This window comes from Pseudomonas sp. NyZ201 (genome assembly GCF_049860765.1).
GTDB classification, from domain to species: Bacteria; Pseudomonadota; Gammaproteobacteria; order Pseudomonadales; family Pseudomonadaceae; genus Aquipseudomonas; species Aquipseudomonas bharatica.
Map to the genome: position 1 here is coordinate 2,849,014 of NZ_CP187557.1, position 25,473 is coordinate 2,874,486.

The 25,473-nt window shown below is 62.1% G+C and carries 27 protein-coding genes; 4 read left to right on the forward strand and 23 right to left on the reverse strand.

Features of this window, described 5'->3' with window-relative positions:
- Positions 1–99: 99 nt before the first annotated feature.
- The 6 genes from ACPFMA_RS12700 to ACPFMA_RS12725 form a co-directional block, all read right to left on the reverse strand.
- Entirely contained in the window at positions 100–1,320 is a 1,221-nt protein-coding gene (locus tag ACPFMA_RS12700) for an STY4528 family pathogenicity island replication protein (RefSeq protein WP_425930382.1), read from the reverse strand.
- Positions 1,314–1,865 (reverse strand): DUF2857 domain-containing protein, encoded by a 552-nt coding sequence (locus ACPFMA_RS12705; RefSeq protein WP_425930383.1) that lies wholly within the window; start codon positions 1,863–1,865, stop codon positions 1,314–1,316. The genes ACPFMA_RS12700 and ACPFMA_RS12705 overlap by 7 nt, the downstream gene beginning before the upstream one ends.
- Positions 1,866–1,881: 16 nt before the next feature.
- Complete coding sequence (locus ACPFMA_RS12710; protein ID WP_425930384.1) at positions 1,882–3,417, reverse strand: ParB family protein; 1,536 nt, start codon at positions 3,415–3,417, stop codon at positions 1,882–1,884.
- 14 nt (positions 3,418–3,431) lie between these two features.
- A complete protein-coding gene (locus tag ACPFMA_RS12715; protein ID WP_425930385.1) occupies positions 3,432–4,310 on the reverse strand; it encodes a ParA family protein in 879 nt (292 codons plus the stop codon).
- A gap of 4 nt (positions 4,311–4,314) precedes the next feature.
- On the reverse strand, positions 4,315–4,530 hold the full coding sequence (locus ACPFMA_RS12720) for an AlpA family transcriptional regulator (RefSeq protein ID WP_425930386.1): 216 nt from the start codon (positions 4,528–4,530) through the stop codon (positions 4,315–4,317).
- Positions 4,531–4,643: 113 nt separating this feature from the next.
- Positions 4,644–5,366, reverse strand: coding sequence for a hypothetical protein (locus ACPFMA_RS12725; RefSeq protein ID WP_425930387.1), 723 nt, complete (start codon positions 5,364–5,366; stop codon positions 4,644–4,646).
- Between the two features lie 736 nt (positions 5,367–6,102).
- Here ACPFMA_RS12725 and ACPFMA_RS12730 point away from each other — a divergent pair.
- Positions 6,103–7,083 (forward strand): sterol desaturase family protein, encoded by a 981-nt coding sequence (locus ACPFMA_RS12730; protein WP_425930388.1) that lies wholly within the window; start codon positions 6,103–6,105, stop codon positions 7,081–7,083.
- A complete protein-coding gene (locus ACPFMA_RS12735) occupies positions 7,080–7,805 on the forward strand; it encodes an NAD(P)H-dependent oxidoreductase (RefSeq protein ID WP_425930389.1) in 726 nt (241 codons plus the stop codon). Before ACPFMA_RS12730 ends, ACPFMA_RS12735 begins: the two co-directional genes overlap by 4 nt.
- A gap of 9 nt (positions 7,806–7,814) precedes the next feature.
- On the opposite strand, the gene ACPFMA_RS12740 is transcribed toward ACPFMA_RS12735, so the two are convergent.
- The 13 genes from ACPFMA_RS12740 to ACPFMA_RS12800 all read right to left on the reverse strand — a co-directional run bounded on the left by ACPFMA_RS12740 (position 7,815) and on the right by ACPFMA_RS12800 (position 18,336).
- Entirely contained in the window at positions 7,815–9,110 is a 1,296-nt protein-coding gene (locus ACPFMA_RS12740; protein WP_425930390.1) for a helix-turn-helix domain-containing protein, read from the reverse strand.
- Between the two features lie 17 nt (positions 9,111–9,127).
- A complete protein-coding gene (locus ACPFMA_RS12745; protein WP_425930391.1) occupies positions 9,128–9,943 on the reverse strand; it encodes a DUF4198 domain-containing protein in 816 nt (271 codons plus the stop codon).
- Positions 9,944–9,950: 7 nt separating this feature from the next.
- Entirely contained in the window at positions 9,951–10,274 is a 324-nt protein-coding gene (locus tag ACPFMA_RS12750) for a hypothetical protein (RefSeq protein ID WP_425930392.1), read from the reverse strand.
- On the reverse strand, positions 10,271–11,299 hold the full coding sequence (locus ACPFMA_RS12755) for a metal ABC transporter solute-binding protein, Zn/Mn family (protein WP_425930393.1): 1,029 nt from the start codon (positions 11,297–11,299) through the stop codon (positions 10,271–10,273). The genes ACPFMA_RS12750 and ACPFMA_RS12755 overlap by 4 nt, the downstream gene beginning before the upstream one ends.
- A complete protein-coding gene (locus ACPFMA_RS12760; RefSeq protein ID WP_425930394.1) occupies positions 11,296–12,201 on the reverse strand; it encodes a metal ABC transporter permease in 906 nt (301 codons plus the stop codon). The genes ACPFMA_RS12755 and ACPFMA_RS12760 overlap by 4 nt, the downstream gene beginning before the upstream one ends.
- Positions 12,198–12,893, reverse strand: coding sequence for a metal ABC transporter ATP-binding protein (locus ACPFMA_RS12765; protein WP_425930395.1), 696 nt, complete (start codon positions 12,891–12,893; stop codon positions 12,198–12,200). The genes ACPFMA_RS12760 and ACPFMA_RS12765 overlap by 4 nt, the downstream gene beginning before the upstream one ends.
- Positions 12,890–13,822 (reverse strand): metal ABC transporter solute-binding protein, Zn/Mn family, encoded by a 933-nt coding sequence (locus tag ACPFMA_RS12770; protein ID WP_425930396.1) that lies wholly within the window; start codon positions 13,820–13,822, stop codon positions 12,890–12,892. The genes ACPFMA_RS12765 and ACPFMA_RS12770 overlap by 4 nt, the downstream gene beginning before the upstream one ends.
- A complete protein-coding gene (locus tag ACPFMA_RS12775; RefSeq protein WP_425930397.1) occupies positions 13,819–14,532 on the reverse strand; it encodes a hypothetical protein in 714 nt (237 codons plus the stop codon). The genes ACPFMA_RS12770 and ACPFMA_RS12775 overlap by 4 nt, the downstream gene beginning before the upstream one ends.
- Complete coding sequence (locus tag ACPFMA_RS12780) at positions 14,532–15,005, reverse strand: DUF6644 family protein (RefSeq protein ID WP_425930398.1); 474 nt, start codon at positions 15,003–15,005, stop codon at positions 14,532–14,534. The genes ACPFMA_RS12775 and ACPFMA_RS12780 overlap by 1 nt, the downstream gene beginning before the upstream one ends.
- Before the next feature lie 57 nt (positions 15,006–15,062).
- Positions 15,063–15,551 carry a DUF6644 family protein gene (locus ACPFMA_RS12785; protein WP_425930399.1) on the reverse strand — a complete coding sequence of 163 codons (489 nt, stop codon included), beginning with the start codon at positions 15,549–15,551 and terminating at the stop codon, positions 15,063–15,065.
- 28 nt (positions 15,552–15,579) lie between these two features.
- Complete coding sequence (locus ACPFMA_RS12790; protein WP_425930400.1) at positions 15,580–17,070, reverse strand: alpha/beta hydrolase domain-containing protein; 1,491 nt, start codon at positions 17,068–17,070, stop codon at positions 15,580–15,582.
- Between the two features lie 37 nt (positions 17,071–17,107).
- Positions 17,108–17,881 carry a hypothetical protein gene (locus ACPFMA_RS12795; RefSeq protein ID WP_425930401.1) on the reverse strand — a complete coding sequence of 258 codons (774 nt, stop codon included), beginning with the start codon at positions 17,879–17,881 and terminating at the stop codon, positions 17,108–17,110.
- 62 nt (positions 17,882–17,943) lie between these two features.
- Complete coding sequence (locus tag ACPFMA_RS12800; protein WP_425930402.1) at positions 17,944–18,336, reverse strand: DUF6152 family protein; 393 nt, start codon at positions 18,334–18,336, stop codon at positions 17,944–17,946.
- A 239-nt stretch (positions 18,337–18,575) separates the two neighbouring features.
- Here ACPFMA_RS12800 and ACPFMA_RS12805 point away from each other — a divergent pair, with 239 nt between their 5' ends.
- Positions 18,576–19,913: a hypothetical protein gene (locus tag ACPFMA_RS12805; protein ID WP_425930403.1), complete on the forward strand. Its 1,338-nt coding sequence runs from the start codon at positions 18,576–18,578 to the stop codon at positions 19,911–19,913.
- Positions 19,914–19,961: 48 nt separating this feature from the next.
- Here the strand turns inward: ACPFMA_RS12805 and ACPFMA_RS12810 are convergent, their stop codons facing one another.
- The 3 genes from ACPFMA_RS12810 to ACPFMA_RS12820 all read right to left on the reverse strand — a co-directional run bounded on the left by ACPFMA_RS12810 (position 19,962) and on the right by ACPFMA_RS12820 (position 23,470).
- Positions 19,962–20,522, reverse strand: coding sequence for a cytochrome b (locus ACPFMA_RS12810; protein WP_425930404.1), 561 nt, complete (start codon positions 20,520–20,522; stop codon positions 19,962–19,964).
- An 89-nt stretch (positions 20,523–20,611) separates the two neighbouring features.
- Positions 20,612–22,066, reverse strand: a complete 1,455-nt coding sequence (locus ACPFMA_RS12815; protein ID WP_425930405.1) for an aldehyde dehydrogenase family protein — start codon at positions 22,064–22,066, stop codon at positions 20,612–20,614.
- Between the two features lie 27 nt (positions 22,067–22,093).
- Positions 22,094–23,470 (reverse strand): aspartate aminotransferase family protein, encoded by a 1,377-nt coding sequence (locus tag ACPFMA_RS12820; protein ID WP_425930406.1) that lies wholly within the window; start codon positions 23,468–23,470, stop codon positions 22,094–22,096.
- 215 nt (positions 23,471–23,685) lie between these two features.
- Here ACPFMA_RS12820 and ACPFMA_RS12825 point away from each other — a divergent pair, with 215 nt between their 5' ends.
- Positions 23,686–24,648, forward strand: a complete 963-nt coding sequence (locus ACPFMA_RS12825; protein WP_425930407.1) for a helix-turn-helix domain-containing protein — start codon at positions 23,686–23,688, stop codon at positions 24,646–24,648.
- A gap of 46 nt (positions 24,649–24,694) precedes the next feature.
- Here ACPFMA_RS12825 and ACPFMA_RS12830 read toward each other — a convergent pair whose 3' ends face one another.
- Entirely contained in the window at positions 24,695–25,450 is a 756-nt protein-coding gene (locus ACPFMA_RS12830; RefSeq protein WP_425930595.1) for a methyl-accepting chemotaxis protein, read from the reverse strand.
- Between the last annotated feature and the right edge of the window lie 23 nt (positions 25,451–25,473).

A 25,473-nucleotide genomic window follows, 5' to 3' on the forward strand; every position in this document is an offset into this window, starting at 1 on the left:
TCGGCGTGGATCAACGCGAACGTGCTGGCCTCGCATTTTCAAACAGTGGACGTCCGTGGATTTGATCACACTCAGCATCAAATCCATTGTGTTCCGGCGCTAGGTCGATGCAGCAGGGACGCGGCAACGCAGTTTGAGTTCTTCCAGGCAGGCGAGGGCAAGCGGCGAGGCGGTGCGCTGCTCGCCGGGCTGCCGGCGTTCACGAGGTGGTTCAGGTTCCGACACAGCGGCTGGCGGGCGCCGAGGTGTGTGCTCTGGGGCAGTCGTATCGCTGCGTGCGGCCCACAGGTTGAATTCGCCGCGGCACGCCCGCTTGATCAACTCCATGAGATAGGCGACCGGCTTTCGGATCTCGCCGCGGGCGCAGCGCACCGCCGCCTCATTGATTACCGCTTGTTGCTGTTCCGGCTCCAGACGGCGCATCGCCTGGGAGGCCATGCGCCGCTCGGCAGGGCTCAGTTTTAAATCCTCTGGCCAGCGCGCTCGTCCAGACTCCACGTGCGCCAGTACTGTACTTTTTATGCTTTTGTCTTTCTGTACTGTACGGCCATCGTCGGCATTCCGAAAGGCAGCGGAAACAGGGGTTTTTCTACTGGATTCGGAATCTGTTGCCGGCGCCGGGGGATTCCGAACCGGGTGGCATTCACCGCATTCGGAATCCGTCGCCCGGTCGTTGGTCAGCGGCAGCGAGTGTTGCTCCGCCACGGCCTGGGGGGGCGCAAGGATGGCTTTGTCGGCAGCGGGGACCTTGGGGTCGGTCTGGATGTCCGTGATCACATGCTCGGCGACATCCCTGACGCCCTTCGTGGCATGAGTCAGATTTTGCAGCAGCAGTGATCGGTAGCCACTGTCGAGCTCGAGCTGCTCGGCCGCCGTCAACGGATCTCCGTGCAGCACATAGACGCAGCCGCGCAGACAGCCATTGGCATCCCGCGAACGCTCGACCAGGCTGAGCCAGCGGGTGGTGCGCAAGACATTGAGCGCCCGGGCGATCGTTTCACGGGAGGCCTGGGTGCCACAGGGGCTGGTGGCCAGGTAGGGCTGAAGGTCCTGATACCGCGCTGTCCGCACCTTACGCTCGGTAATCAGCCAGCGCAGGATCTGCCAGGTGTTGCGCTCCAGCGGCGTGAGGCGGCGGTCGAGCAACAGCTTTAGCGGCAGTGGATCGTTGTCGCCATAGTAGATCGTGCGTACCGGTGCCTCTGCAGCAGCGGCCTGTGCCAGTTTTGCCTGGGCGGCCTGCCATTCTAAGCGCCGCCGAAGTGCGTCGTAGCACTGACGCACGACGTCCTGCCAGTCGACCTCGTAAAAGCTCAGCATGGGGCACCTCCGTACAATTCGATCTGTTGCCAGATCAGCGTCAGGCTGATGTGCTGCTCTTCGGCGAGCATCATCATCGCGTCGAGGGGATCATTCTCCGGGTCTTCCTTACGCAACTGGCTCCAACGGTTCCACACCGCATGCTCCTGCGCCTCGGTGAGTTGTACCGGTCGACCTCGGTGAGTTTCGATTTTCAGTACCCGGCGGCGCAGGGCGGTTTCCGAATGGTCCAGGCCGAAGCAGCGGTACATGATGCTGGAGCTGGCGCCGAGCTTCAGTGCCCGGTTGATCAGTCGCTCGTTCAGCTCATCCCGTTCGGCTTGGGCGATGAGCCGTCGCAACACGGTGGTGTCGACCTTGATCTCGACCCAACTGATTGTCGAATGCGCCAGCTGCGACAGCGTGGTCGGCGGCAGCGACTGCAGCACCTCAATGTCCTCATCCGCCAGGCCGAGCGCTTTGCAGCGTTGTAAACGTCCGTGGCGCAGCTCATGCAGCACCTGGTTCAACATGGCATGGTTCAGCAGGTTGAAAGTCGTGGTCATGAGGTGGCTCCTCACGTTAACGAAGGGTCGACAGCGTTGTATCGATCAGCTGCCGAGCATGGCGGATCAGGGCAAACAGCTGCTCAAGCTGTTCGTCAGGCAAGCGCTCGAGGCCAATGGTCAGGGCTGGGCGCTCTGCAAACGGAAGGTCGTACGCGCCAATCAGCAATTGCCCAAACAGGGCGGCAGGGAGTTGTTGGCGTTGCGCCCAGGCCACGTCATCCTGCAGGCGCAGCAGCGCCGAGAGCAGCAGTTGGATGCCCGTGCGTCGAGGGGTGAGAGTGGCGTCCTGGTCCAGAGCGAGGATGAATCCGAGCCCCTCTGGTTGCCGCAGTACCAAGTCGTCGGCATCGGCGTAAATCGCCAGGTCGTGGGCGAGCTCGGCGCAGCGTTCGCGCAGGCTGCTGATGTCATGCTCTGCGCCAGAACGATTGTTCGCCGCACTCGGGGCAGCGCGGGGTGAATCACCGACTTCAGACTGCCCAGCCTCGGGCGATTCGCTTCCAAGCACTTCCAGGATATGCGGCAACCGAGTTTCCGGGTTGGGAGTGTCTTTTACACTGGCCACGCTTGGATCAACGTGCGGCAACTTAGAAATCTTCGCTGACTCGAAAACCTGATCCGCTGACGGTGCTGGGCTGGGGTTCGCGTCTTGTTGCGATAGGCTCGGCATTGGCGGAGCCGGGTTCGGCAGCGCGCGACGGTCCTGGTGGATATCCAGCGCCAGAACTCGCGGCGATTGGTTCAGGCACACGGCCATTTTGGCGATGAGTTCATCCTGCAGCTCGCTGGCATCCAGCTCGGGTTTTTCGTCATCGAAGGCAGACAGCACCTCCATCCAGAGCAGCGCGAACTGCTGGGGCTGACCGAGATACTGATTCCAGGTCGACTCGGCTCGGCGGCGCAGGGTAATCACGCGTTCGATGTTGGGTTTGCCGAGGCCTGCATACAGCACTTGAGGGATGGAGGGCAGGAGAAACTCAAGCGCATCGAACATGCGGCTGATATGCGACTGAGAAATGGGGTAGCCACCCTTGCTCAAGCGGGTGGCGAGCTCACGCTGGCTGAGGGACTCGCCAGGCTCTTGGAGCATGTCCAACAGCTTCGCGACCGCCAGCGCCCGCTCGACAAACGTCAGTTGGCCATGCAGATCGCTTTCCGCCAAGTGTCCGAGCAAGGCATGCGACTCGGATTGCCAGGGTCGGAACAGGCAGTTGAGACGAAAGAATCGTTCCTCACGGGTTTCCTGCCATAACTCGCCGAGGATGCTCAGGCGCGTGTTGCCGCCATTACGAATGATGAAGTGCTGCTCGTTGGGCCGGCGGGTGATGGAGGGCGGATGGTCCAGGCCCCGTTCACGGATGGAGGCTTTGAGCTCATCGTACAGCGGATTGCGCACGACACGAGGATTCAACTCGTAAGGGCGCAATTGCTCCAGCGTCACGACCATCGCCGTTTCACCGACCGGGTTGGCCGACAGTTCTCGGCTCTTCTGCGGGAAGTGCGCCTGCTGCAGTTGCCGCGTGACGTCTTCGGAGGTTGGCGGTTTCATCTCGCATCCCCCGATCAGCTACGTCCAGCCAGTCGAAAGCCGCTGGCATCAGCTCTCCGGCGACCTTTTACGGTCGCCCGGCAGAGCATGTCCGTCCACTCCGGAAACAGCTCGATCGCCAAGCTGGTCATGACGGCCGCCGCGCAGCGGCTTCGGCTACCCGGTGGAGGCCTGGCTTCGACACGGTGCACCGGTAGGCCCAGCGACGCGGCGTTGAGGTACGCCACCCGGTCCGGGATGACCGTGTCGCACACGCTGACATGCGGATCATCTTCAAAGGTGGCCTGCAGGCTCTGCATGATCAAGCGGGTGTCGCGGCGGTTGGCATTGACTTGGTTGAGCAGCAGTTTCACCGAGGGTAGTGCCACGCCCAAATACCGGTACGGCTCCAACTCTTCGACCAGCCCCAGCGTGCCGCGACGAAGTTCGCGTGCGGCGAGCATCTCCGGGGGGAGGGGACACAGAGCGCAATCGGAGGCAAGCACGGCCATCTCTACCACCACACTGCGCGCACCTTGGGTGTCCACGATCATCACATCGAACTGATCGGCGAACGCCGGCAGCAGATTGCGCAGACGCAGCCGGCCGTCGGCGGCGTGCAGCAACAGGGTGCTCAAGTGGCCCGCCCGGTCGTTGGAAACGATCAGCGACAGGCGCGGGATGACCGTAGCGGTGATGACCTGCTCTGCGTCCGTGAGGCCTTCGGTGATCAGTTCGTAGCACCCGATGTCACACGGTGCACTCAGGGCGAAATAGCTGGACAGCGTCGGTTGACTATCCAGGTCCAACATCAACACCCGGAGCCCCGCATCGGCTAGCAGGCCGCTGAGATTGGCGGCGACCGTGGTCTTGCCAGCACCGCCTTTGGTTGAGATCAATGAGAAGACTTTCATGATCTCACTCCCCGGTGGAGAGACGGTCTTGTACCCACTGCTCGATCTCGAGCGAATCCCACCCAACAGCGCGCGTGCCTATACGCCGACACTGCGGAAACAGGCCGGCCTTCATCAGGTTATAGATGTGTGAGCGCTTGAAGCCGGTTTTTTGCTCCACTTCATCGCGGCGCATGATGTAGCGGTCGGCTGAAGCGTAGGTAGGGGCTGTCGGTTGCATGATGTCACTCCTTAGCACCGGATGGCGCACGGTGGGATGTGACACTCAGTGAACAACTGGAATCGGTGAAAGTCATTGCCAGGCAATTGCGCCAATTGCCTGGCAATCGCAGCTCATGCCAACCTGGCTTGGGCGAAACGCCGTCGAGCCTCTGCAAATTTCCGATCAAGGGTGCGTTTGCTCAACCCGTGAACGCCAGGGAATCTCATGGTGATAGCTTCGACAATAGCTGCTTGAGTGGGATAAATAGAATTGACTTTTTTACTGGATGGCTTACTCAATACTACTTCAAGTATAGATCCAATAATAATGTAGAATATAGTGTCGGACGCCTCTGAAGGTGGTGTCAGGTAGTGGTCAAGTGCAAGTGAACCGCTACGCTGGCGATAATTTTCCAAGGATTTAGTTGTTCTTGCTGCAAGAATTTGTCGCAGTCTTAGTATTTCGCGATCGCTCGCCTCAAGTTCAGCTTTCGTTTCTAGATACACGCCAAGGCTGACGGAGCCTAGTGGATTGGTGTTTTTGAATTTGGTTAGAGTGGATAATTGCAAGCTTTTGTTGAGGTCTGTTTTGCCTTGGAGGTGTTTTGGAGGCTTAGACCGAATTGATTCCCTGGCTGGAGGGGTTGGAAAAGGGGGTGAAGAATCAAATTTTTTCTCTAGGTTTATCCTGTGTGGTTGTTCGAGATGAATGATAAGCTGTAACCAATTCCCAGGCAGGTGGAAACTTTGCATGGAAGTGATCCAGTTGACGTTTATGTCTTCGATTCCAAGCTGCGCTGGATTGAAAATAAAGACATCTATTTCTATAGGGGGCGTGAGAGGCAATATCTTCACGGATCGTCACTCCTGTTCAGTGTCCATGGGGTGCCTTCAATTCGCGTTAAAAAGCTCATGTATATAAGCTTTTGTAGAGAAATTGAGTTTAGACCTCTATGCTTGGGTTTGTGATAGTCTGATTCTATAGGGGTGATAATCCCATTTTTGCTCTTTATGTAGATGCCCGAAGGGAGTCGGAAAATAAATTTGCTTAGTCTGCTGAAAACTTTGTGGGGAGGTGCTTGCGTTGTTCTAGAAAATTCCTAAGCGGGAGCGATTGCGGAACGTCTTAAAGAGCTTGGAGTTTTCTGGAATGCTTGGGTGTTGCAGCTGAGCTAAGTATTTAGGGGTCTTCAAGTGGGATTGGAAAATTAGGATATTGTGCGCTTGGCTGAAGTTCGGTGGTACTCTACATAACCCTCAGGTCTTCCACCCGCGCCTCCGTCTTAGAATCATGTGGTGCCTGTTTTTTTGATGTCAGCTCCTCGTACGACGGGTAACGGAACAATTCACGAGCGGGAATTTAACGGCCTGTTTCTGTTGTTTTTTTACGTTACAAAGCATTTTTGTAACGTTAATAAACCGTTCTTCAACTTGTCAGCGTATCGTCGTGTTGCCTATCGTCCGTACAGGCCATTGAAGTGTGCTGTCCAACATGGCCTTTACGGCAAGATTTACGGCAAGAGACGAGAATGAAGGACGAAACGAAGCTGTCCAACCCTATAACAATATAAAGAATGGCGAGGTAGTTATGATGACGATACATAATATCTGGGAAGCGATTATCACGTTTTACGAGCCGACACTTGAGATCATGACCCTATGGTCTTTTGGACTTCCGCTTTTTGTCACTGTCATCGCAGTGATGTTCATCTGTTCACAGAAGTTGAAAGGCCCGTTCAACCTTCGCGCCCTGAAAAACGCGGCGTTTCCAACCGAGCAGTACGACCACGCCTCATCGCGCGTGGACATGTGGAACGGCATCATCCTGCTGCTGCTTGGCTTTCCACTGGTGGGCGTAATTGCTATCAACGGCATCGCTATTGCCGAGCAGGTTGGTAGTTACTTCAACGCTGAGTTCGGGCCTCGAGAGATCCTGATGACGTCAACCGGGCTGATCGTTGCCGTTCAGTTTCTGGTGTACTTCCTGAGTGTCGATTTCGTCGGGTATTGGGTCCACCGTTGGTGCCACACCCACCCGTTGTTGTGGCACCTGCACAAGCCCCACCATACGGCTGAAACCCTGACGCCCTGGACGCTGTTTCGCCAGCACCCCATCGAGTTCTTCGGCTTGAACGTGATCCCCGCCGTGGTCGGTGGCGCGTTCACAGGCCTGGTGCTGTACGCCACCGGCACTCAGTTGCACCCGGGCATGATCGTTGCCGTCACTACCACGGCCTATGTCGCATTCTTCGTGATCGATGTGTTCTCTCACGTGCATATCCCGATTTCCTACGGGTGGTTGAACAGGATCGTGCTGGCCCCGGTCATGCACAACCTGCACCACAGCATGGAACCCCACCACTGGGACAAAAACAACGCCGTCATTCTGACCTTGTGGGACTGGATGTTCGGCACGCTGTACCTGCCCAAAAAAGGCGAAACCTGGCGTTGGGGCTGCAACGACGAGGAATACGGGGACAATAACCCGCATCGCACCCTGAAAGGGTTTTACATCGACCCGTTCAAAACCCTGTGGCGCCATTTGAAAGAAGGCGAGAGCCCGAATCTTTGAGCGCAGCGGCCGATATCCAACTCAAGGCTTCATGCACCGTTTCACGTACGCCAGGACCGTTCTGGCGGCATCAACCGAAGGAATTGACCATGGCATTGAATGACAGGCTGCTTTGGCGCTATGCGACCAAAAGCTACAACGGCAACACCGTCGAGCAAGACAAGATAGACCCGATTCTGGAGGCCATACGCCTCGCTCCCAGCAGTTCTGGCCTGCAGCCTTTCAAGGTAATCGTCATCGCGGACCCGGTGCTCAAGGCGCAGTTGCAGCCGATCTGTGCCAATCAACAGCAGATCACCCAGGCCTCGCACCTGCTGGTGTTCGCGGCGTGGGACGCCTACACGCCTGAGCGCATCAATGGGTTCTTCGAGTACAGCAATGGCATCCGTAATCTGCCTGCCAGCGTCACCGACGACTATCGGCGCTCATTGCTCGATTCGTTTGGCAGTTTGAGCCAGGAGCAGCAGCACGTCCACGCCTCGAAACAATGCTACCTCGCCCTGGGCTTCGGCCTGCTGGCAGCGGCTGAGCTTGGCGTTGACGCCACGCCCATGGAAGGGTTCGACAGCCAGGCGGTGAATGCGCTGTTACAGCTGCCCGAACAGGGGCTGAGCAGTTGCGTACTGCTGGCCTTGGGGTATCGGGACATCGAAGGCGACTGGCTGGTCAAACTGGAGAAAGTGCGGCGCACCAGGGCGAATCTGTTCGTGGAAATTGGCTAGGCCTGATGCTCAGGGGGCGGTACCAGCCGCCCCCTGAGCACTGGAATCGGGCTCGCCCGCAGTGCTGGATGCGCCTCCTGCGCGCCACATCCGTGTGACATCCAGCGGGCGAACCATCAGCAGTTGCGCCGAGACATTCGAGGGGCCGAAGGTGCGCACCTCGTACAGCGCAACGAACGCCTGGCTATCCCCTAGCTGGGCCTGCAAGCGCTCGAGCGCGGCCCTGTCTGCGGCAATTTTCGAAGCCTCCACCAGCGCCGGGTCCATGAGCCCGGCCACCATCACCACCTGATTGCCGGCAGGCCCCGGGAAGCGCGCCAGGTAGGCGTAATCACGGCGCATGATCCGGTCGGTGGTAGGCTCATCCCAGTCGGACTGAAACCGGCTAGCGCTGTTCAGGTCGATCAGCGTGTCGCCACCAGGCGACAGGGCAAAACCGCAAGCATCGAAGAACGGCTCCTGCAGCTCGCCAAGGGTATCGAGCAGGCCGACGTAGACGATATCGTGAGCGCTGAGCATTTCGTTGGTGAAGCGTGACGTGGTGACCTGCTTGATCAGGCCCGGCTTGCCAGGCCTGGTCGCCGCCACGATGGGCGTCACCGACACCAGGGCCGATGCCAGCCCATTAGGCAGGTGCGAGGTGTTCATATCGACATAGTGCGCGGCGGGAGGGGCCTTTTGCAGGTACTGGCTGAGCGCCTCGCTCGAAGCAATCGCAGGGTCTGCGATCATGCGCTGAACGCGGCCGTCGGCGCCCTGTTCGCCGAACACGAAGAAGTCACCGGACACCACCAGCACCGGGTTCGCATCGTCGCTCAACCCACGCCACAGCACGCTCTGTACACGCGCGTCGGCCGTATCGCCCGTCAGCCAGAACCAACCCAGTGCGTTGAGCAGCACGCACGCCGCGCACGCAAGGTAGGGCCAGGCGCGCAAGGTTCGGCGTGCAAGACCCGGGGCCGCGCCTTGCGCCTGGGCCACCGCGACCACCAGGCGATACTCGCCACGCGGCAGCACCAGCCGTTCGCCGTGCGCATCGGCCGGCAGATCATCGAGTTTTTTGCGCAGCCGATGCACATGCACGCGCACGGTCGCGTCAGCCGCCAGATCGGCGTCGATGGATTTGCCGAACACGATCTGCGCAATCTCGACTTCCTTGGTAGCGGCCCCGCTCAGGGACCGCTCAAGCAGCAGTTCGAAAAGCCGCAGGGTCTGCCGGGACTTGCCAAGCGCGCCGCTGTCTAGAATGCGCTGCCCGTGGGCGGCGAGGTGGTTGTTCTGGTCGTCTTCATGCGACTTGTCCATCCCGGATTACCTCGTGTTCACATATCGGTGGCCTGGATCCAGAGCACAGCGTCCTGCGACAGCGGTTTCCCGTTGTGGGTTTTTGTCGCGCCGATGTCAAGTGCGGCGATGCCCCACCACCCGGCCCGTGGCAGGCCGATGGTGACGATGCCCAGATCGTCCGAATAGGTGCTCAGGGTGTTGAATGAAGCCTGGGGGGCTTTGACCAGGGCCTGCGGGCCGAAGGCATTGGCCTTGAGGTCCATTGGATGGTTCAGGTATTCGATCTCGACCTTGGCATAGGGCACCGGCTTGCCGTCTGCCAGCACCCGCGCGCGGAACACCCCACCGGTCCAGTTGGCGTAGGGTTTGCTGAGTGGCTGGATCTCGACCGGTTGCCCCTGGGGTTCGGACCAGTTGCCTGGCACGCCACCCACGTTGACGATCAACTTGGTGAACTGCTGGATGTACAGGCCTTCTTCGGCCTCCAGATAGGGCTCGGGTTCGAGCAGGAAGGTATGGTCGCCCATGGCGCGCATGAGTTCGCGCGGTACCGAGGCGCGATAGGCCGCTGCGCGGTTTTCCAGGCTTTGCCATTGGATCGGGTGCAGGTAGCCGAGCAGGTCGGTCTGCTTGCCGTCTGCGCCGGTGTGGGTGAACAGGCGCGGCTTGCCCATGGCCATGGTCGGCCCGCCGCTGAAGGGGTGGGTGAAGACGGCCGCAAGTTCCACAGGGGCTGCCCGCTGTAACGCCGTGTCGTCGACATACAGCACCTGGAAATGCGCCTGGGCCGCGCAGGCCAGGCACAGCGCGCTGGCGCTGCCGAGCATCTTGCAAAGTCGTTTGAGGTTCATGCCGGGGTCACCTGGTGATATCGGTGGATTGGATAACCGTTTCGTGGCCTTCGCCACCGTGGAATATCGCGGAGTAGGCACCGGTTGGGGCCTGGAACGAATAGGTGCTGTCGGGGCCGACATCGCCTTCGCGCAGGACTTTGTTGCTCAGGTCGCGGACCTGGACCTTGCGCCCGACAGCCGAGCTGCCATCAGTGAATCCGGCCTCGCATTTGACCCAGTCGTCGTGCTCGATGTAGCAGTCGAAAACCGGGCCATGGGCGAACGCTGCCTGGCCGCATAAAAGGGTGCTCGCCATCACGAGCCGAGGTACTGCACCGAAAGGTTTCATTTGAGGTGTGGCTCCAGGGTCGACGTTGTCGTTGAGTCGGGGGAGGGGGCAGCACCGGCAGTGGTGCTGCCTTGCGCGCTGAACGCTGCCAGCAAGGCATCCAGGTTTGCCCGCAGCAGGGCTTCGTAGCGGGTTTTGGGGTCGGCCAGGATGCCGGGGTTGCCGGTGTCCAGAATCAACAGCTGAGCACCGGCGTCACTGATGGCCCTGGCGATTTTTTCATCCGGTGCCCACTTGTGGACCACCACGCGGATGTCACGCTCGTGCAGGTACTGGGTGAGGGCGCTGCGGTCGGCATCGCTCCACTCGATGTCCTGGCGCGCGAACCAGCCGTCGACGAACACGCCGAATTCGCCGAACAGGTAGATGAACTCATTGGCCAGTGACAGCACGCGAACATCGGGCAGTGCCACCATTCTCGCCCCGTAGGTCGCCTTCAGCTCGCGCAGGCGGCTCTCCAGCGCAGCGAGGTTGCCCTCGATGCGCGCTGCATCTGCCGGCGCCAGGCGCGCAAGGTCCACAGCAATCAGGGCGGCCATGCGCATGCCGTTGATCGGGCCCAGCCAGGGGTAGGGCGAAAGGCCGCTGTCCGGGTTGCCTGCGCGGGCCCAGGGCACGTCGTTCGCCGGTACCCGGGCCACGGCGACCCCCGGCCGGATCGGCTCCCATGAGCGCGATGCGTCGATCTCGATGATGCGCAGGTTGTGGTGGCGTGCGGCTGCAAACAAGGGGTCCGCGCGCCACAGGCTGGTGAGGGTCACCACCGCGTCGGCTTGCTGGAACACCGAGGGGGCCAGGCGCGACAGCGCATTGGCCTGGCTTTGCATCGGCACCGACAGGTCCGGTGGCACGCGCACCACGTCGATCTGCGTGCCTTCGCTGAGCGCCGCGGTGATCGCGTACACCGCCGGCAGCGCCACGAGTACCCGCTGGCGATGGGTGTCGGCATGCGCGCAGAGTGACATACTCAACAGCAGGGCAAGTGCCGCCAGCCAGGGTTTGGGTGAACGCTTGATTCGTTTCATACACTCGCGCCTCTGAAGCGCGAGAAGGTCGCGCGGATGATGAGGGTGACCAGGAAGACCTGCGCGGCGACCAGCACGATGGCGCCACCGGTAGGCACCGGAATGTGGAACTGCATGGGCAGCAGGATGCCGGCCACGCAGGCGAAGGTCGCGATCAGCACGGCCAGGCCGACCAGGGCGGGCAGTGAGCGGGTGACATTGCGCGCGGCAGCTGCCGGTATCAGCAGCAGCGCCTCGACCAGCACCGCCCCGATGATCTTCAAACAGGCGACTGTCACCAAGGTGATCAGCATGACGAACACGTATTCCACCGTGCGCACCCGCACGCCGCGCGCGTGGGCCAGGCTCGGGTTCAGGCTGCTCAACAGCATGTGGTTGTAGAGCGGCAGGCCGACCAGTGCGCAGACCAGCAACACCCCAACCAGCACGTTCATGTCGGTGTGGTCCACCGCAAGGATCGAGCCGAACAGCACGCTCTCCATGACGTGGGTGTTGATCTTGGCAGACACGAACAGCAGTAAAGAGGCGCCAAGGGCCAGCGAGATGGACAGGAACACGCCGATCAGTGTGTCGTTGGCGAGCGTCGTGCGGTGCTGGGTGTACTTGAGGGTCAGCGCGAACAGCAGGCAGAAGCCGAACATCGACAGGTACGGCGAGGTGTACGACTCACCGACCAACACGCCGATGGCCACTCCGGTCATCGCAGCATTGCCCACCGACTGGCTGAAGAACGCCATGCGCTTGATCATCACCATCGAGCCCAGTACGCCCAGCAAAGGCCCGATCAGCAATGCGCACATCAGCGCGTTGATCACGAACTCGTATTCGAACGGTTGCGGTAGCCAGTGGCTGGCGGCGAGCGCCTGTAGCTGCTCGCGGATGAAATCGTAGAGGCTGTTCATCGCAGGCTCTCCAGGTGGCTATCGAGCTGATCGGCAGGGCCATGAAACAGCACCTGCTGGTTGATGAGCGTCACCGAGTGCGCGATGCGCCGGACCTGTTCGAGGTCGTGGTTGATCCACAGCACGGTCACGCCGGTGGCGTTGAGTTCGGCGATCAGCCCCTCGACCAGGTTCACCCCCGCTTCGTCGATGCCGGCGGTGGGCTCATCGAGGATCAACAAACGCGGCATCGGGCTGATTGCCTGGGCCAGCAGCACCCGCTGGCGCTGGCCGCCGGACAGGCTGCCGAACGCGGTCGCCCCCAGTTCGCCCACCCCGGTGCGTGCCAGGGCCTTGGCATACGCTGCCCTGGCACGTCGGCTCGGGCCCAGGAAGGCCGGTTTGCGCTGGCTCAACAAGGCCATGACGTCATCGACGGTCATCGGCACATTGCGGTCGAAGTCCAGCAGTTGCGGCACGTAGCCCAGCGGGCTGGCGCTGCCTTGCAGGCGGATGCTGCCGGTATGCGGCATCTGCCCGAGCAAGGCGCGCACCAGCGAGGTCTTGCCGCCACCGTTAGGGCCGATCAGGCAATGCAAGGCACCAGCCGGTACGCTGAAACTCACGTTGTCGAGCACCTGCGTACCGCCCAGGCGCAGTGAAACGTCGTCGAACGCGATGGAGGGGCCGCACAGTTGGGTTGGCAGGTTCATTTTTGTGTGTACTCGACGGCGTCAGCCAGGGTTTCGAGGTTCTCGCGCATGGCGGTTTCGAACTCATCGGCGCTGTAGCGCTCGCCGGTTATATGCGACAGGGCGAAGACTTTCACGCCCGTTGCGTCCTCGATGGGTTTGGCCAGGCCCATCGAGAAGTTCTTCTCGGCGAACAGCACTCGCACGTTGGCTTTCTTGATGGTGTCGATGGTGGTTGCCAGCTGGCGGGCGGTCGGCGCCACACCATGTCGGGGTTCGATGACCGCGCTTACGAACAAGCCGAATTCCTGCATCAGGTAGTCGTAGCCGGCATGCGTAGTCGCGCAGCGAAACTTCGACAGGTCAAGGCCGGCAAACCGGGTCATGAACTGCGCGCGCAGGGCACGAATGCGCCCGGCGTAGGTCAGCGCGTTGTGGCGGTAGGCGCTGGCATTGGCCGGGTCCAGTTCGCCCAGCCCGCGAGCGATTTCGAACACCTGCTGGATGGCAGCGGTGGTGGACACGAAGGTATGCGGGTTGACGATCTTGGCACCGTCCTGGTCACCACCAATGGGGATCAGCGCAACCGAAGCATTGGCCTGGATGATCGGCAATTTGTCTCGGTTGCCGGCTGCCTTGAGGATCTCGAAGGCCCATTCGTCATGGCCGATACCGTTGACCACCAGCACATCGATGTTCATCGCGCGGGTGATGTCATCGGGTTGCGGCTGATAGTTGTGCGGGTTGGCCTCAGGCGGAATCAGCGCGACCACGTCGGCGCGGTCACCGACGATGTTGGCCACGAAACTGTAGTACGGGTGCAGCGTCACGCCGACTTTGAGGCGCTTGCCTGTGGCAGGGTCGGGGTTGGCCAGCACGACGAGGGGGAGCAGCATCAGCAGCGCGAGGCAGCGCTGTAGCCGTTTGCGGTAGTGGGCGAAGATGTTCATGGCTGGGTTCCTTTGACGCGTTCGAGTTCGCGGGTGCCGTCGTAAGGGATGACCTGACGCCAGCCTTCGCCAACCAGCGACTCGGGCTTGACGATGGCGGGGTAGGGTGCGTTGGGGTTGGCGTGGACCCAGATAGTCGCCTGGTTGGCCCACATCACCCCGGCACGCGCATGCCCGATCACCAGTAGGTAGGCGCTTTGCCCCGGCATGCTGCCGCCCGAGCCGTAGTACACCGTGGTGCCCTGGCCCTGGGTGGCCTGGGAGACGTCGCTGGCGGGCGGCGTTGCATGGCCGGTTTGGGTGCCGGCAGCGTCGAACAAGTGGGTACCCGGCAGGATCAGTTGCCAGTGGACGCTGCCGTTGGTTTTCCAGAACCCGTCCCGGTAGAACGGCGGCAGCAGCAGCTCCTGGGCACGTTCCAGGCTGATCCAGCCACCGGTATCGTTGTTGTTCCAGATGATTTCTTCACCGGCAGGCAACAGCGCACTGTGGATCGCCTGATCGACCGGCTTGAGCCCATCGAACGAGCGCACCTGCCAGCTCAAGGGAACGGGCGGGCCGACTTGCTGCGGGCGCAACAGCAGGTAACCCGCCACGCTGGTAACCACCGCCAGTACCGCCAGCAGCAGGCCGAGTGTTTCCCAATGGCTCGAACGCGGTGGTACCTGGGTCAGGCCAAGGTTCGAGCCGAGGTGCGATGGCCGGTCCATCAGACGAACGCGATCCAGCGGCCGAGAAAGATCACCCCGATCCACAGCGCCATCGAGCTGAACCCGGCCAGGCGTGCGCGGCCGGGCGGCGGCAGGGTGGTGTCCCACTCGCGGATGCGCCGGAACGGGCCCAGGTGAAACACCGCCATGTTCAGGCCGGCGAGCATCAGCACGCACATCTTCCACAGGAACATCGGGTTTTGCAGGTACGTCGTGGCGTTGGCGGCGAACATCAAGGAGCCGGTGATCAGACACGCGACGAAGGCCACCCAGGTATAGGGCAGCAGTTCCTGAATGAGCTTAAACGCACTGCGCCGATGCGCAGCAACGCCCAGCAGGCGCAGGTCGACCACCGTGATGCTGCCGAACACCAGGGCGATGCCGATCACATGCACCGACTCCAGGATCGGAAACGCAGCGCTGGATTCACGCACCAGCGTGGCCAGCGAGGAGGCCTCGACGGCTTGCAGCAATGACTGAATATCCATGGCAAGAAACTCGCAAGAAGGTTGAAAGTGGGCTCAAGGCCTTCAGATGGCGTAGGCGATCCAGCGACCGCAGAAGATCACCACGCACCACAGCCCGATCGACAGCCAGGCCAGCGCCTTCACAGGGGGTGTCTGGTCAGTGCCCTGGGCCAGCTCGGCCGGGCGCAGGTACGGGCGTCGTATGCCCCAGGCGAGCAGGAAAGCGGTCATGACCAGGCCCATCTTGATCCAGAACACGCTGTTGACGAGTACGCGGTCCGGCTCGCCGATGGCCATGATCAGGCCGGTGGCGAGCAGCACGATCAACGCGTTGCGCATCCAGGGGTAGTAGCGGCGGATCACCCCGGACAGGGGCTGGTCGGTGGCCAGCACGCCGGCCAGCCGCAGGTCGGAGATCACCGCGCAACCGAACAGCGCCGCGAGGGTGATGATGTGAATGCTCTGCACCGTGGGTACCACCCAGAGCAGATCCCTGATCGCGCTACTCACCGGTGTTGCATAGAGCCAGGTGATCACAGGTATGGAGGCCATTTTTATTGTTCTCTTGCAGGGGTAGGGGTTAGAAATCCTCGGGCTTGGCTATCGTGCCCAGGCCCGGAGCATCCTCCGGCAGCAGGTAGCCTTGCTCGACCGATACGCGCTTGGCGGCTTCGAATGCCTGCTGGTACTGGCTGAAACTGCCGTAGCGCTTGCGCAGTGCATCTGGCGAATAGGCCACCTTGGTGTCGTAGATCAGGCCGCAGCCGGTCTCCTGGTCGGTCAGGTAGGTTGCGCTGGGCACCTGGATCCAGGGTGGGCGAACACCGCCTTGCAGGTTGCCGGTCGCCGGGTCGCGCACTGCCACGCGGCCGTTGCGCACCACCCGTGGGGCCTTGGGCATGGGTTTGCCGTCGCGTACCCAGTGGTCCATCCCATCGAGCAGTGCCGACACCACCAGCTCGGCCGGTTCGTCATACAGCGTGCGACACTGCGGGTCGTCGCCCTTGCCAACGTCGGCGGCGACATGCTCGGTATGTTCGGTGCCCAGGTCGGCCAGGCGCAGGTGCGGGATGCCGGTCACTTCGTAGTAGCGCAGCTGGGGGCTGTCGGTGTCGGCCGGCAGGGCGATGCCTTCGATCACGTCGTGCATGAGTTCCGACTGGCTGTAGACCGTCACGAACGGCGCGTCTGCGGGCATTTGCCGCGGTACCCGGAGCACCTCGCCGCCCACTTCGCCGTACGCCATGCGCCCGGTCATGTAGGCGTCGATCAGCGCCCGGCCATCAGGCATGCGCCATTGCTGGTGACGGCCCTGGTCGAGGTAGTCCATCCATACCTGGGCGGTCACCGCCCAGCTGTCGACATAGACACGCTGCACCGGCAACCCGGCCAGCGGGCCGTCTGCGGCATTGCTCTTGAGCAGTAATGCCAGCTGCGCGCCGATGCCCTGGGATTGCGGAGTGAACGGGTCGGGCACCTCGCCGCGTGCAAAGCGCCGCGCGTCGAAGTACCCACCCAATGGCGCATAGCGGGCATAGTCGAAGCGGCGCATGAACTCGAAGTTCACGATGCGCCCGTACTGGGCTATCTGTGCGGCTTCGTCGGCCGGGGTGGGCGAGATGAACTTAGGGTCCACCGGGGGCTGGTTGATGTTCAGCGTGTAGCCGACATACGCATAACCACGGCGCAGCAGGTAGTCACGCGTGAGGATCCAGCCAGCGGCGCGTTCACCGAACCAGCTGAACGGCTCGATCACCACCGTGCCGTTGAAGCGCGCCGGGTCTGCCGGTTTGCGTACCAGGATCCGGGTGGTGTAAGGCGCCTCCAGGATCTTCTGGCCGGTAGCATCGATCGCCGGGGCGACACCTTGCAGGTAGAACTCCTGTTCCACGTAGCCATGGCGCTCCAGGTCGGCGTACTCGGTGCCGGCACGCCTTGCGGACGACAAGGGCAATTGCCCGGAGTCGGGAACCGCGATTGCAGTGGGCATGCGTGGCACTTCGGCGCGCGCATGCGACACCAGCAGCAGGGCGATCAGGCTGCCCAGTAGCGAGGGCATCAAGGATTTCATCCGGTCATCTCCGCAAGACAATCGTTGAGCGTCGAGGTCAATCGCGCTTGAGGCTGGTCTTGCCTTCGCTGTCGATCACGATCTGGTTGTTTTCGCAGACATACTCATGAATGCGGTAATCCGAGCGCTTGTAGTCGAACGTGAAGCGGTAAGGCGTGTTGAGCACCTGCGGGTCTTCGATGAGTACCTGGTTTTCGAGCAGGTCGGGAGCCTTGAGCCGGATGCGCTCGGTGATCTTCATGTCCTTGCCGTGGGGCACGTCGTAGAACATCACGTCGGTGCGCACGCCCTGGGTCTGCACCACCAGCGTGTCGCCCTCCCAGTGGCCGCGCGAGTAGCCCTGGTAACTGGGGTCAAGGGTGTCGAGGGCCGGCATCGCTTCGTTGAGGACGATCCGGCGCACCTGTTGCAGGTATTCGCCCAGCACCATGACCTGCTTGTCGTCATGAATGATCTGGATCGGGAACAGCGCGGCCATCATCACCGGCATGCCTTCAGGCAGGCACATCGAGCTGGTGGTGGCGAGCGGCGTGCCGGCTTCGTTGGCCGCCGCTTGGCGTTTTTTCAGGGCGGCGTACTCACTGGCGTAGGGCGCCTTGAGGTCCATCGGCCCGCCAGGGTGGACCGGGTCGTCCGGGTTTTCACCGAACCAGTCGTCCGGGGTGCGTTCCCAGGTGCCACTGATGTCAGGCGTGTTGGCGTGCTTGGGGGCTTTGGCGTGCGACTCGGCGGCGATGCTCGATCCGCTGAACGTCATCATTGCCAGGCTCAGGCCAAGGCAGGCCGCAGCCAGGGTGCGGGTTGGTTTCATTGCAGGCGTCTCCAGCCGGTTGGGGCGTTCGGTCAGGGGGATACGACGACAGCAGCGCTTGATCAGCCGCCGCCCGACATCACCACGTCACCGATCTTGATATCCACCAGCAACCCACCGGGGTCGCCATTTTTCAGGGGTTTGAAGGTGACCTCGGCAGTGTCGCCGGCTTTGATCGAGCTGGCCTTCCAGCCCATGCGGCTCAGCGCGTTGACGCTGCCGGTCTCGATCTTCAGCTGCTGCGGCGGTGGGCCGGGGGTGTCGAAGTAGATCGACACATGCGGGTTGGTCCAGACGAAGCGCCCGACCACGCCTTTTACCGTGACGGTTTTGGTCTGGTCGAAAATCGCGAAGGAATGGTGGGCCTGGACCACCGGGGCAAGCGCAAGGCAACTGACGATGGCCAGCAGCGAAACGCCTCTGCGGACAAGCGGGGAGGACGACAACGGTTTCATGGCGACTGCCTCTGTTCTTATACGTTGTTATGGCCCCAGCATAAGATCAGGTCCCAGCGCGCCTCTATCCCAAAATGGCAACAACGCAGGCGGCCTGAGCGGTTTGCCGGCTGGCGCGTGCACCACCTTGGATAACGCCTGCTACCGCCGTCCGTTCGTGCTGATTTGGGATACCGTTCGCGCGCTGCACATCCAACACTGGGGGCTCGCCACACAACTATAAAAACAGGAGAGAACCCATGCGCACGCCCCCTTTTGCCCGGTGTTTTTCGCTGCTTGCACTTTGTGCGATGGACCCCGCCGCACAGGCTTACGAGCTGTACAACGAAGGTGATGGTGCATCGGTACTGAATGCCGACTTGAGCGCAGGCTTCGGTTGGTTCGGCAGCAGCCACAACTACCTCGGCGACCCGCAGAAAGAGCCTGGGCGCATGCGCTGGCAAGAGGGCTACGTCAAGTACGGCCTCAGTGGCGCCACCGACAAGATCAGCGCCGGCACGCTGTATGGCGGCTTTGCCTTGCTCAGCTCCGGTACCTGGGGCGACGGCGATGCCGGCGCGATCACGGCGGGCAATGAGCGCCGTACCGCCGTGGAGGACGCCTACCTGGGCTGGCGCTCCGGCGACCTGATGCCGGCGTTGGGCCAGGACGGCATCGACTTTTCGTTTGGCCGGCAACTGGTCACCGTGGATGGCTTTTTGATCACCGATGATGGGTTCAACCCAGGCAAGGCCTTCAACCCCGTTGCAGGGGGCCGGGAGGGGCATTTCGACCGTGGTGGTGCGTTCTACCTTGGCCAGCGCCTGTCATTTGGCAACACCGCCGTGTTGAAGATAGGGGGCAGCGAGGGCCTGCACGGCAGCCTGATCTGGTTGAAGTCGGATAACCCCGGGCAGTCCAAGACCGAACTTGCGGTTGCGACCGTCGACTACACCACGCCCGTGGGCTCGATTGGCTCGACCTACATTCACGGCCTGGATGTCGACGAGCGCTATGTGTTCGCAGACCGCGCCGAGCGCAAGGGCATGAACGTCTACAGCATTCGCGGCCAGGGCAACGCAGGCATCGAGAACGCCGATTTCGCCTTCGAGGTGGCGCGTCAGGAAAAGCGCTCGGGGTCGCAGCGGGCGATGTTCTTCGATGCGGGCTACACCTTCGCCGACGTCAAGGGGCAGCCGACGCTCAGCTACCGCTATTCGCGGTACTCGGCAGGGTGGGATTTCCTGTTCCAGGGCGGTTACCGCAAGCGCTACCAGGGCGAGGTGGCAGCCAACTACGCAGGTTCGGTGACCTCGAACATGCAGATCAACGACGTGCTGTTTTCGCTGCAGCCGAGCAAGAACCTGACACTCAACGCCATGGTGTTCGACTACCACCAGCTCTCGCGGCGCAACGAACAGGACTTCAGTGCCCGAGAAGTGGACCTGTTTCTGGATTGGAGCGTGACCGAGCACATCACCTTGTCGCCGCTGATCGGCTTCTACACCCCGGACAAGTGGCTGGGCAACGGCGGGAATCAAAGCGGCAGTGCGGGCACCAACACGTACTTCCAGTTCATCGTGTGGGCTAATTTCTAGGGCTTGGGTACACAGGGCGTTGGCATTGCGCCAACGCCCTGGCTGCAATTACAGCATGCGCCGCAGTACGTCCTTGTGTGGGTCGCGGTCAAGGAACCGATGCTTGAGCGCGCCCACCACATGCAGCACGATCAGCCCGAGCAGGGTGTAGGCGAGCACCTTGTGCAGGCCCTGGAAGACTTCGAACCAGTTGTCGTTCTTGGGTAGCAGTTCGGGCAGGTTGGTGCCGAAAAAGAACACCCCGTCGCTCATGGTATAGGTGCTCGACATCGAGTAACCCATCAGCGGCACGATGACCAGCAACACATACATCAAGCGTTGCGTCAGGGTGGACAGCATTCTCTCGTAGGGCGCCAGTGCGGGCAGCGGCTGGGGAACCGGCAGCTTGCGGCGCAGGCCGATCTGCAGCACCGCCAGCAGGAACGCCAGAATGCCGAAGGACTTGTGCCAGGGATAATACAGCTCGTATTTGCCGGGTACGTCGTCACTCAGGCCGGTCATGTGCCAACCCGCCCAGAGCAGGCCCAGCACCAGCAGGGCACGCAGCCAGTGCAACAGGCGTAGTGCGGTTGGAAACCGATCGAGCGTCGGCTGATTCATCGAGTTCATGTCAGGCTCTCCAGTCACGGATGCACGGGGGGGGCGCCACCGCATCGGCGCACGGCCGCGCGGTGGCGGGGTCAGGGAGGGGCGGGTGCTCAGCTGGGTAGCAGCACCGTGATGACTTTTTCTTCGGTGTAGGCCAGCGCACCGCTGATGCCGCCTTCGCGGCCGATACCACTGGTCTTGATCCCGCCCCACGGCAGGTTGGCGTCCAGCGGGCTCCAGCAGTTGATACCCACGGCGCCGGCCTTCACCGCTGCGGCGATGCGGTGGGCGCGCACCAGGTTGGTGGTCCACACGGTCGCGGCCAGGCCGTAGCTGGAGTCGTTGGCCAGGGCGATGGCTTGTGCTTCGGTGTCGAAGGTGATGATCGTGCCTACCGGGCCGAAGATTTCGTCCTGGGCAATGGCCATGTCGTTGCGTGCATCGGTGAAGATCGTCGGGCGCACGAACCAGCCGCGTTCGTGCTGCGAGACGCCACCGGCGAGCAAGGTGGCGCCTTGGTCGATGCCCAGCTGAATGTACCGATTGACGCGCTCGAACTGCGCTTTCTTGGCCACCGGCCCCATCTGCACGCCGTCCTGGCGCGGATCACCGACGTTGACCGACTGCGCAGCGTCGGCCAGCGCAGCGGCAAAGCGTTGGGCGATGCTGCTGTGCACCAGAATGCGCGAGCCGGCCGCGCAGACCTGGCCCTGGTTGGCGAACAGCCCCAGTGCACAACCGCGCACGGCGTCTTCGAACACCGCATCCTCGCACACGATCTGCGGGCTCTTGCCGCCCAGCTCCAGTGCCACGCGCTTGAACAGCACGCCCGCCGTGCGCTGGATTTCACGGCCGGCCTCGGGGCTACCGGTAAAGCTGATCTTGGCAACGTGCGGGTGCTCGCAGAGTGCGCGGCCCACCTCGTTGCCATACCCGGTGACTACGTTGATCACGCCGTCCGGGAAGCCGGCCTCTTGCGCCAGTGCTGCAAGGTGCAGCGCCGACTGCGGGGTCTCCTCGGAGGGTTTTATGACCACCGTGCAGCCTGCCGCCAGCAAGGCTGCGAGCTTCCATACGGTGATCATCAGCGGCGAGTTCCACGGCATGATGGCGCCTACCACGCCCACTGGCTCGCGCACGGTGTAGGACAGGGTCGGGCTGCCGAAGTAGCCCCCGGTGGGAATGGTACGGCCTTCGAGCTGGTTGGCCCAGCCTGCGGCTGCGCGCAGGTTGGCGATGGCATTCGGCAGGTCCATGCGGCGCGGTTCCATGGGCGATCTGCCGATGGCGCTGGCGTCCATGTCGGCCAGTTGTTCGCTGTCACGCTCGACCAGGTCGGCCAGTCTGGCCAGCAGCCGGCCCCGTTGAGCGCCGCTGAGCTGGCTCCACGGGCCACCTTCGAGCTGGCCATGCGCTGCGGCAACGGCGCGCGCCACATCCTCGACGGTGCCGCGTGCGGCGCTCGCATACACGTGTTCGGTGACCGGGTCGATCAGCTCCATCCGGCGCCCGTCGGAGGCCGAGGCAGACTCGCCGGCGATGAAGTGGTTCAGGTAGTCAGTCATTTTGCGATCCTTGAGGGTTGGGCGCGATCACGCTTCGAGGGACTTGAGCGCATCGCCGAAGATATTCAGCGCCTTGAAGAACAGGGCACGCGAGATGGTCAGCGACGGCATGATGCGCATCACGTTGCCGTAGCGGCCGCACGGAATCATCAGCACCCCATGGCCGAGCAGGTAACCCATCAGTCGACCGATCTTTTCGCCCGCCAGAGGGGCTTTGCTGACCGGGTCTTCGACCAGTTCGATACCGATCATCAAGCCTCGCCCGCGGACTTCACCCAGCAACGGGCTGCCAAACCCGCGAATCATCTCCTGGGCTTCCAGCCCCAGGGTGTGGGCGCGATTGAGCAGGTCGAGCTGCGGATCCTGCAGGATGCTGATGTTGGTCAGCGCCACCGCCGAGGACAGCGAGTTGGCCGCGAAGGTATTGGGCATCGAGCCGTCGGGGATCTTGCTGGCGAGGTCCGAGCGCATGATCAGGCCAGCCATGGGCAGGTCGCTGCCGATGCCTTTGCCGAAGGTGAGCATGTCCGGCTTGACCCCGGAGTGCTCGACCGCCCACATCTTGCCGGTACGCCCCGCGCCGGACTGCACTTCATCGACGATCAGCAGCGTGCCGCTGCGGTCGCAGGCCTTGCGCAGCAATTGCAGGAACTCAGGCGATGGTGGCACGTAGCCACCTTCACCTTGCACCGGCTCGACGATGACCGCTGCCACATCATCGGCAGCGGTGTACGGGGTGTTGAGCAGGTAGTCGACGTATTCGCCGGCAATCTGCTCGGCGCTCTTGTGGGTGGTGTCGAAGGGGAAGCGGTAGGCGTAGGGGTAGGGCGCATGGATAGCGCCGCCCATCTGCGCGCCGTAGCCCTTGCGGTAAGCGGTGCCGGTGGTCAGCGAACCGGACGCGTGCCAGACGCCGTGGTAGCCTCCATGGAACGCGATGATCTGGTGCCGGCCGGTGATGCGTTTGGCGAACTTGACCGCCGCTTCCAGGGCGTCACTGCCGCTTTGCGTGAAGAAGGTGATGCAGTCGCCGCGCAGGCCCTCTGGGGCGATTTCGGACATCTTGGCGGCGAGTTCAGTGCGTCGGGTGCTGTTGATTTCGAGTGCATGCATCAGTACTTCGGACTGCTCGCGAATGGCCTGTACCACCTGCGGGTGACAACGGCCCACGCTGCTCACGCCTACGCCTGCCGACAGGTCGATGAAGGTGTTGCCGTCCGGGTCCTTGAACGTCGCACCGAATGCGCGGTCCATGGCGACCGGCATGCGCCCGCCGCCGCGCGCCATCGACTCGGTACTCGCCGACAGCGCCAAGGCTTCACGGGTTTTCGGGCCGGGCAGCTCGCTGGAGATGATCGACGGAGCGTCCGCGAAGTGCAGGGCTTCCAGTTGGGCTTCATTCATGACAGTTACTCCGGGGTATCGATTGACGTATGCCGATCATCTGCGCGGCGCTTTGCGGGCCGGTATCCCGAATTGGCACTTGAGCGAGCTGTGCCTGCACAGCACGCTGAATATTTGCATAAATCTCATAATGTGCGACTATTGAGCAATACGGCGACCCAGGTTGTGCACCACGCAACCTCACAAAAATAATGCTGTTAGAGGCCTCTGATCCCATGAAGACCCAGACGATCAGCCATTGTCATGACATCCATGTGCATGCGGCCACTGTGCAGCAGTGGAACCAGGACTACAGCCAGTTGACCGCAGGCTCCGCGGAGTGCTCGCTCAAGCAGATGACGACATCCGGTTGCCATGTGTTTCTCGAGCAGATCAACCAGCGTGTGGTGCAGAACGGCGTGGCCCCTCGCGACAAGATGTGCTTCGCCATCCCCATCAGCGTGCCCGGATCGGTGCGCATGCAGGGCCGGGAGGTGGATGACAGCAGCCTGTTCTTCCTCAATGGCGGTGAAGAGTTCATGTTCCATATGCCAATGGGCATGGAGCTGCTGTCGATCACCTTCGAGCGAGAACTGTTCGAGCAGGCGCTGGAGCAGACGGCATTCGCCCGTCAGCTCAAGGTACTGCTGCGTCAGCCAGTGATCCGGGTGTCACCGCAACGCTTCGCACAGGTTCGCCGCCGACTGCTCGGGTTGTTCTCCGAGGCCTTGGTCAACGACGACCTCGGCAGCCCGGGCGAGGTGGCGCTGGAGCAAGCCATGCTCGACGAGCTGTTGCAACTGATGACCGACCCTGCCTGTGACAAGCAACAGCGCAGCCCCAGCTCGACGCGCAGTTTCATCGTCGAAAAATGCCACCGCATGGCGGTTTCGCAGGTCATCGACGCGCCCAGTGTGATCGACCTGTGCAACCGCCTGCAGATCAGCCGGCGAACCGTGCAGAACAGCTTCCGTTCGGTGGCCGAAACCACGCCGCTGAATTACATGCGCGCGGTGCGCCTCAACGGTGTGCGCCGAGCGCTGATCTCGACTCGCGCCAACGAGCTGTCGATTGGCGATGCGGCTGGCCAGTGGGGCTTCTATCACTTGAGCCATTTTGCCGAGGAGTACCAGGACCTGTTCGCCGAGTTGCCGTCCCACACGCCTCGTGCGGCGCTCAGCGCCAGACCACTGAGCTGACCACACCGGCTGATCGAGCAGATCAGCCAGCGCTGAGCGCAGCCCTTCACACACGGAAGTGGCCGACCAGTTGTTGTTGGTGATGGGCCAGTCGATGCAGGGCGGTACTGGCCGAGGAGGCATCGGTCATGCGCAGGGTCAGTGTCTCGCTGATGCCACGGATATGGCACACCCGCTGGTTGATGTCTTCGACCACGCAGCTTTGCTCCTGGGCTGCGCTGGCGATCTGCAGGTTCATCTGCTGGATCATGTCCACGGCGTTGGCGATGTTCTCGAGGGCCAGCCGGGTTTGCTGCACTTGCAGCACGCTGTCTTCGGCCTGCTGGTGAATCAGCTGGGTACTGCCGGCCACCTCGTGGCTTGAACGCTGCAAGGTTTCAATCACCTCACGGATCTGTTCGACCGAGCGCTGGGTGTTGCTGGCCAGATGCCTGACTTCATCGGCCACCACGGCAAAGCCGCGCCCTTGTTCGCCGGCCCTGGCGGCCTCGATGGCGGCGTTCAAGGCCAGCAGGTTGGTTTGCTGCGCAATACTGCTGATGACGTCCAGTACCTGGCCGATCTGAGTGCTGCTGCTGGCCAGGGCATTGACCTGCGCGAGCGTGTCCTTCAACTGTTGATCGAGGCTGACGATGCTGCGCTCGGTACTCGAGAACACCAGGTGGCCGGAGCGGCTGGCGTTTTCTGCGGCGGTAGCGGCGTCGGCCGCGCGGGTGGTATGCCGGGCCACCTCCTGGGCGCTGGCGCTCATCTGGTGCAGTGCGGTAGCGGCCAGCTCCACCTCCTGGTACTGGCGCTGCATGCCGGTGCTGACTTCCTGGGCCA

What these genes read in the sequence shown, in the direction of transcription:
- ACPFMA_RS12705 (WP_425930383.1), bottom strand. Translation starts at nt 1,865, where the DNA reads ATGACCACGACTTTCAACCTGCTGAACCATGCCATGTTGAACCAGGTG.
- ACPFMA_RS12745 (WP_425930391.1), bottom strand. Translation starts at nt 9,943, where the DNA reads ATGAACCTCAAACGACTTTGCAAGATGCTCGGCAGCGCCAGCGCGCTG.
- ACPFMA_RS12760 (WP_425930394.1), bottom strand. Translation starts at nt 12,201, where the DNA reads ATGAACAGCCTCTACGATTTCATCCGCGAGCAGCTACAGGCGCTCGCC.
- ACPFMA_RS12750 (WP_425930392.1), bottom strand. Translation starts at nt 10,274, where the DNA reads ATGAAACCTTTCGGTGCAGTACCTCGGCTCGTGATGGCGAGCACCCTT.
- ACPFMA_RS12820 (WP_425930406.1), bottom strand. Translation starts at nt 23,470, where the DNA reads ATGAATGAAGCCCAACTGGAAGCCCTGCACTTCGCGGACGCTCCGTCG.
- ACPFMA_RS12790 (WP_425930400.1), bottom strand. Translation starts at nt 17,070, where the DNA reads ATGAAATCCTTGATGCCCTCGCTACTGGGCAGCCTGATCGCCCTGCTG.
- ACPFMA_RS12830 (WP_425930595.1), bottom strand. Translation starts at nt 25,450, where the DNA reads ATGCAGCGCCAGTACCAGGAGGTGGAGCTGGCCGCTACCGCACTGCAC.
- ACPFMA_RS12825 (WP_425930407.1), top strand. Translation starts at nt 23,686, where the DNA reads ATGAAGACCCAGACGATCAGCCATTGTCATGACATCCATGTGCATGCG.
- ACPFMA_RS12770 (WP_425930396.1), bottom strand. Translation starts at nt 13,822, where the DNA reads ATGAACATCTTCGCCCACTACCGCAAACGGCTACAGCGCTGCCTCGCG.
- ACPFMA_RS12805 (WP_425930403.1), top strand. Translation starts at nt 18,576, where the DNA reads ATGCGCACGCCCCCTTTTGCCCGGTGTTTTTCGCTGCTTGCACTTTGT.
- ACPFMA_RS12800 (WP_425930402.1), bottom strand. Translation starts at nt 18,336, where the DNA reads ATGAAACCGTTGTCGTCCTCCCCGCTTGTCCGCAGAGGCGTTTCGCTG.
- ACPFMA_RS12815 (WP_425930405.1), bottom strand. Translation starts at nt 22,066, where the DNA reads ATGACTGACTACCTGAACCACTTCATCGCCGGCGAGTCTGCCTCGGCC.
- ACPFMA_RS12765 (WP_425930395.1), bottom strand. Translation starts at nt 12,893, where the DNA reads ATGAACCTGCCAACCCAACTGTGCGGCCCCTCCATCGCGTTCGACGAC.
- ACPFMA_RS12795 (WP_425930401.1), bottom strand. Translation starts at nt 17,881, where the DNA reads ATGAAACCAACCCGCACCCTGGCTGCGGCCTGCCTTGGCCTGAGCCTG.
- ACPFMA_RS12720 (WP_425930386.1), bottom strand. Translation starts at nt 4,530, where the DNA reads ATGCAACCGACAGCCCCTACCTACGCTTCAGCCGACCGCTACATCATG.
- ACPFMA_RS12730 (WP_425930388.1), top strand. Translation starts at nt 6,103, where the DNA reads ATGACGATACATAATATCTGGGAAGCGATTATCACGTTTTACGAGCCG.
- ACPFMA_RS12700 (WP_425930382.1), bottom strand. Translation starts at nt 1,320, where the DNA reads ATGCTGAGCTTTTACGAGGTCGACTGGCAGGACGTCGTGCGTCAGTGC.
- ACPFMA_RS12785 (WP_425930399.1), bottom strand. Translation starts at nt 15,551, where the DNA reads ATGGCCTCCATACCTGTGATCACCTGGCTCTATGCAACACCGGTGAGT.
- ACPFMA_RS12740 (WP_425930390.1), bottom strand. Translation starts at nt 9,110, where the DNA reads ATGGACAAGTCGCATGAAGACGACCAGAACAACCACCTCGCCGCCCAC.
- ACPFMA_RS12710 (WP_425930384.1), bottom strand. Translation starts at nt 3,417, where the DNA reads ATGAAACCGCCAACCTCCGAAGACGTCACGCGGCAACTGCAGCAGGCG.
- ACPFMA_RS12810 (WP_425930404.1), bottom strand. Translation starts at nt 20,522, where the DNA reads ATGAACTCGATGAATCAGCCGACGCTCGATCGGTTTCCAACCGCACTA.
- ACPFMA_RS12715 (WP_425930385.1), bottom strand. Translation starts at nt 4,310, where the DNA reads ATGAAAGTCTTCTCATTGATCTCAACCAAAGGCGGTGCTGGCAAGACC.
- ACPFMA_RS12775 (WP_425930397.1), bottom strand. Translation starts at nt 14,532, where the DNA reads ATGGACCGGCCATCGCACCTCGGCTCGAACCTTGGCCTGACCCAGGTA.
- ACPFMA_RS12755 (WP_425930393.1), bottom strand. Translation starts at nt 11,299, where the DNA reads ATGAAACGAATCAAGCGTTCACCCAAACCCTGGCTGGCGGCACTTGCC.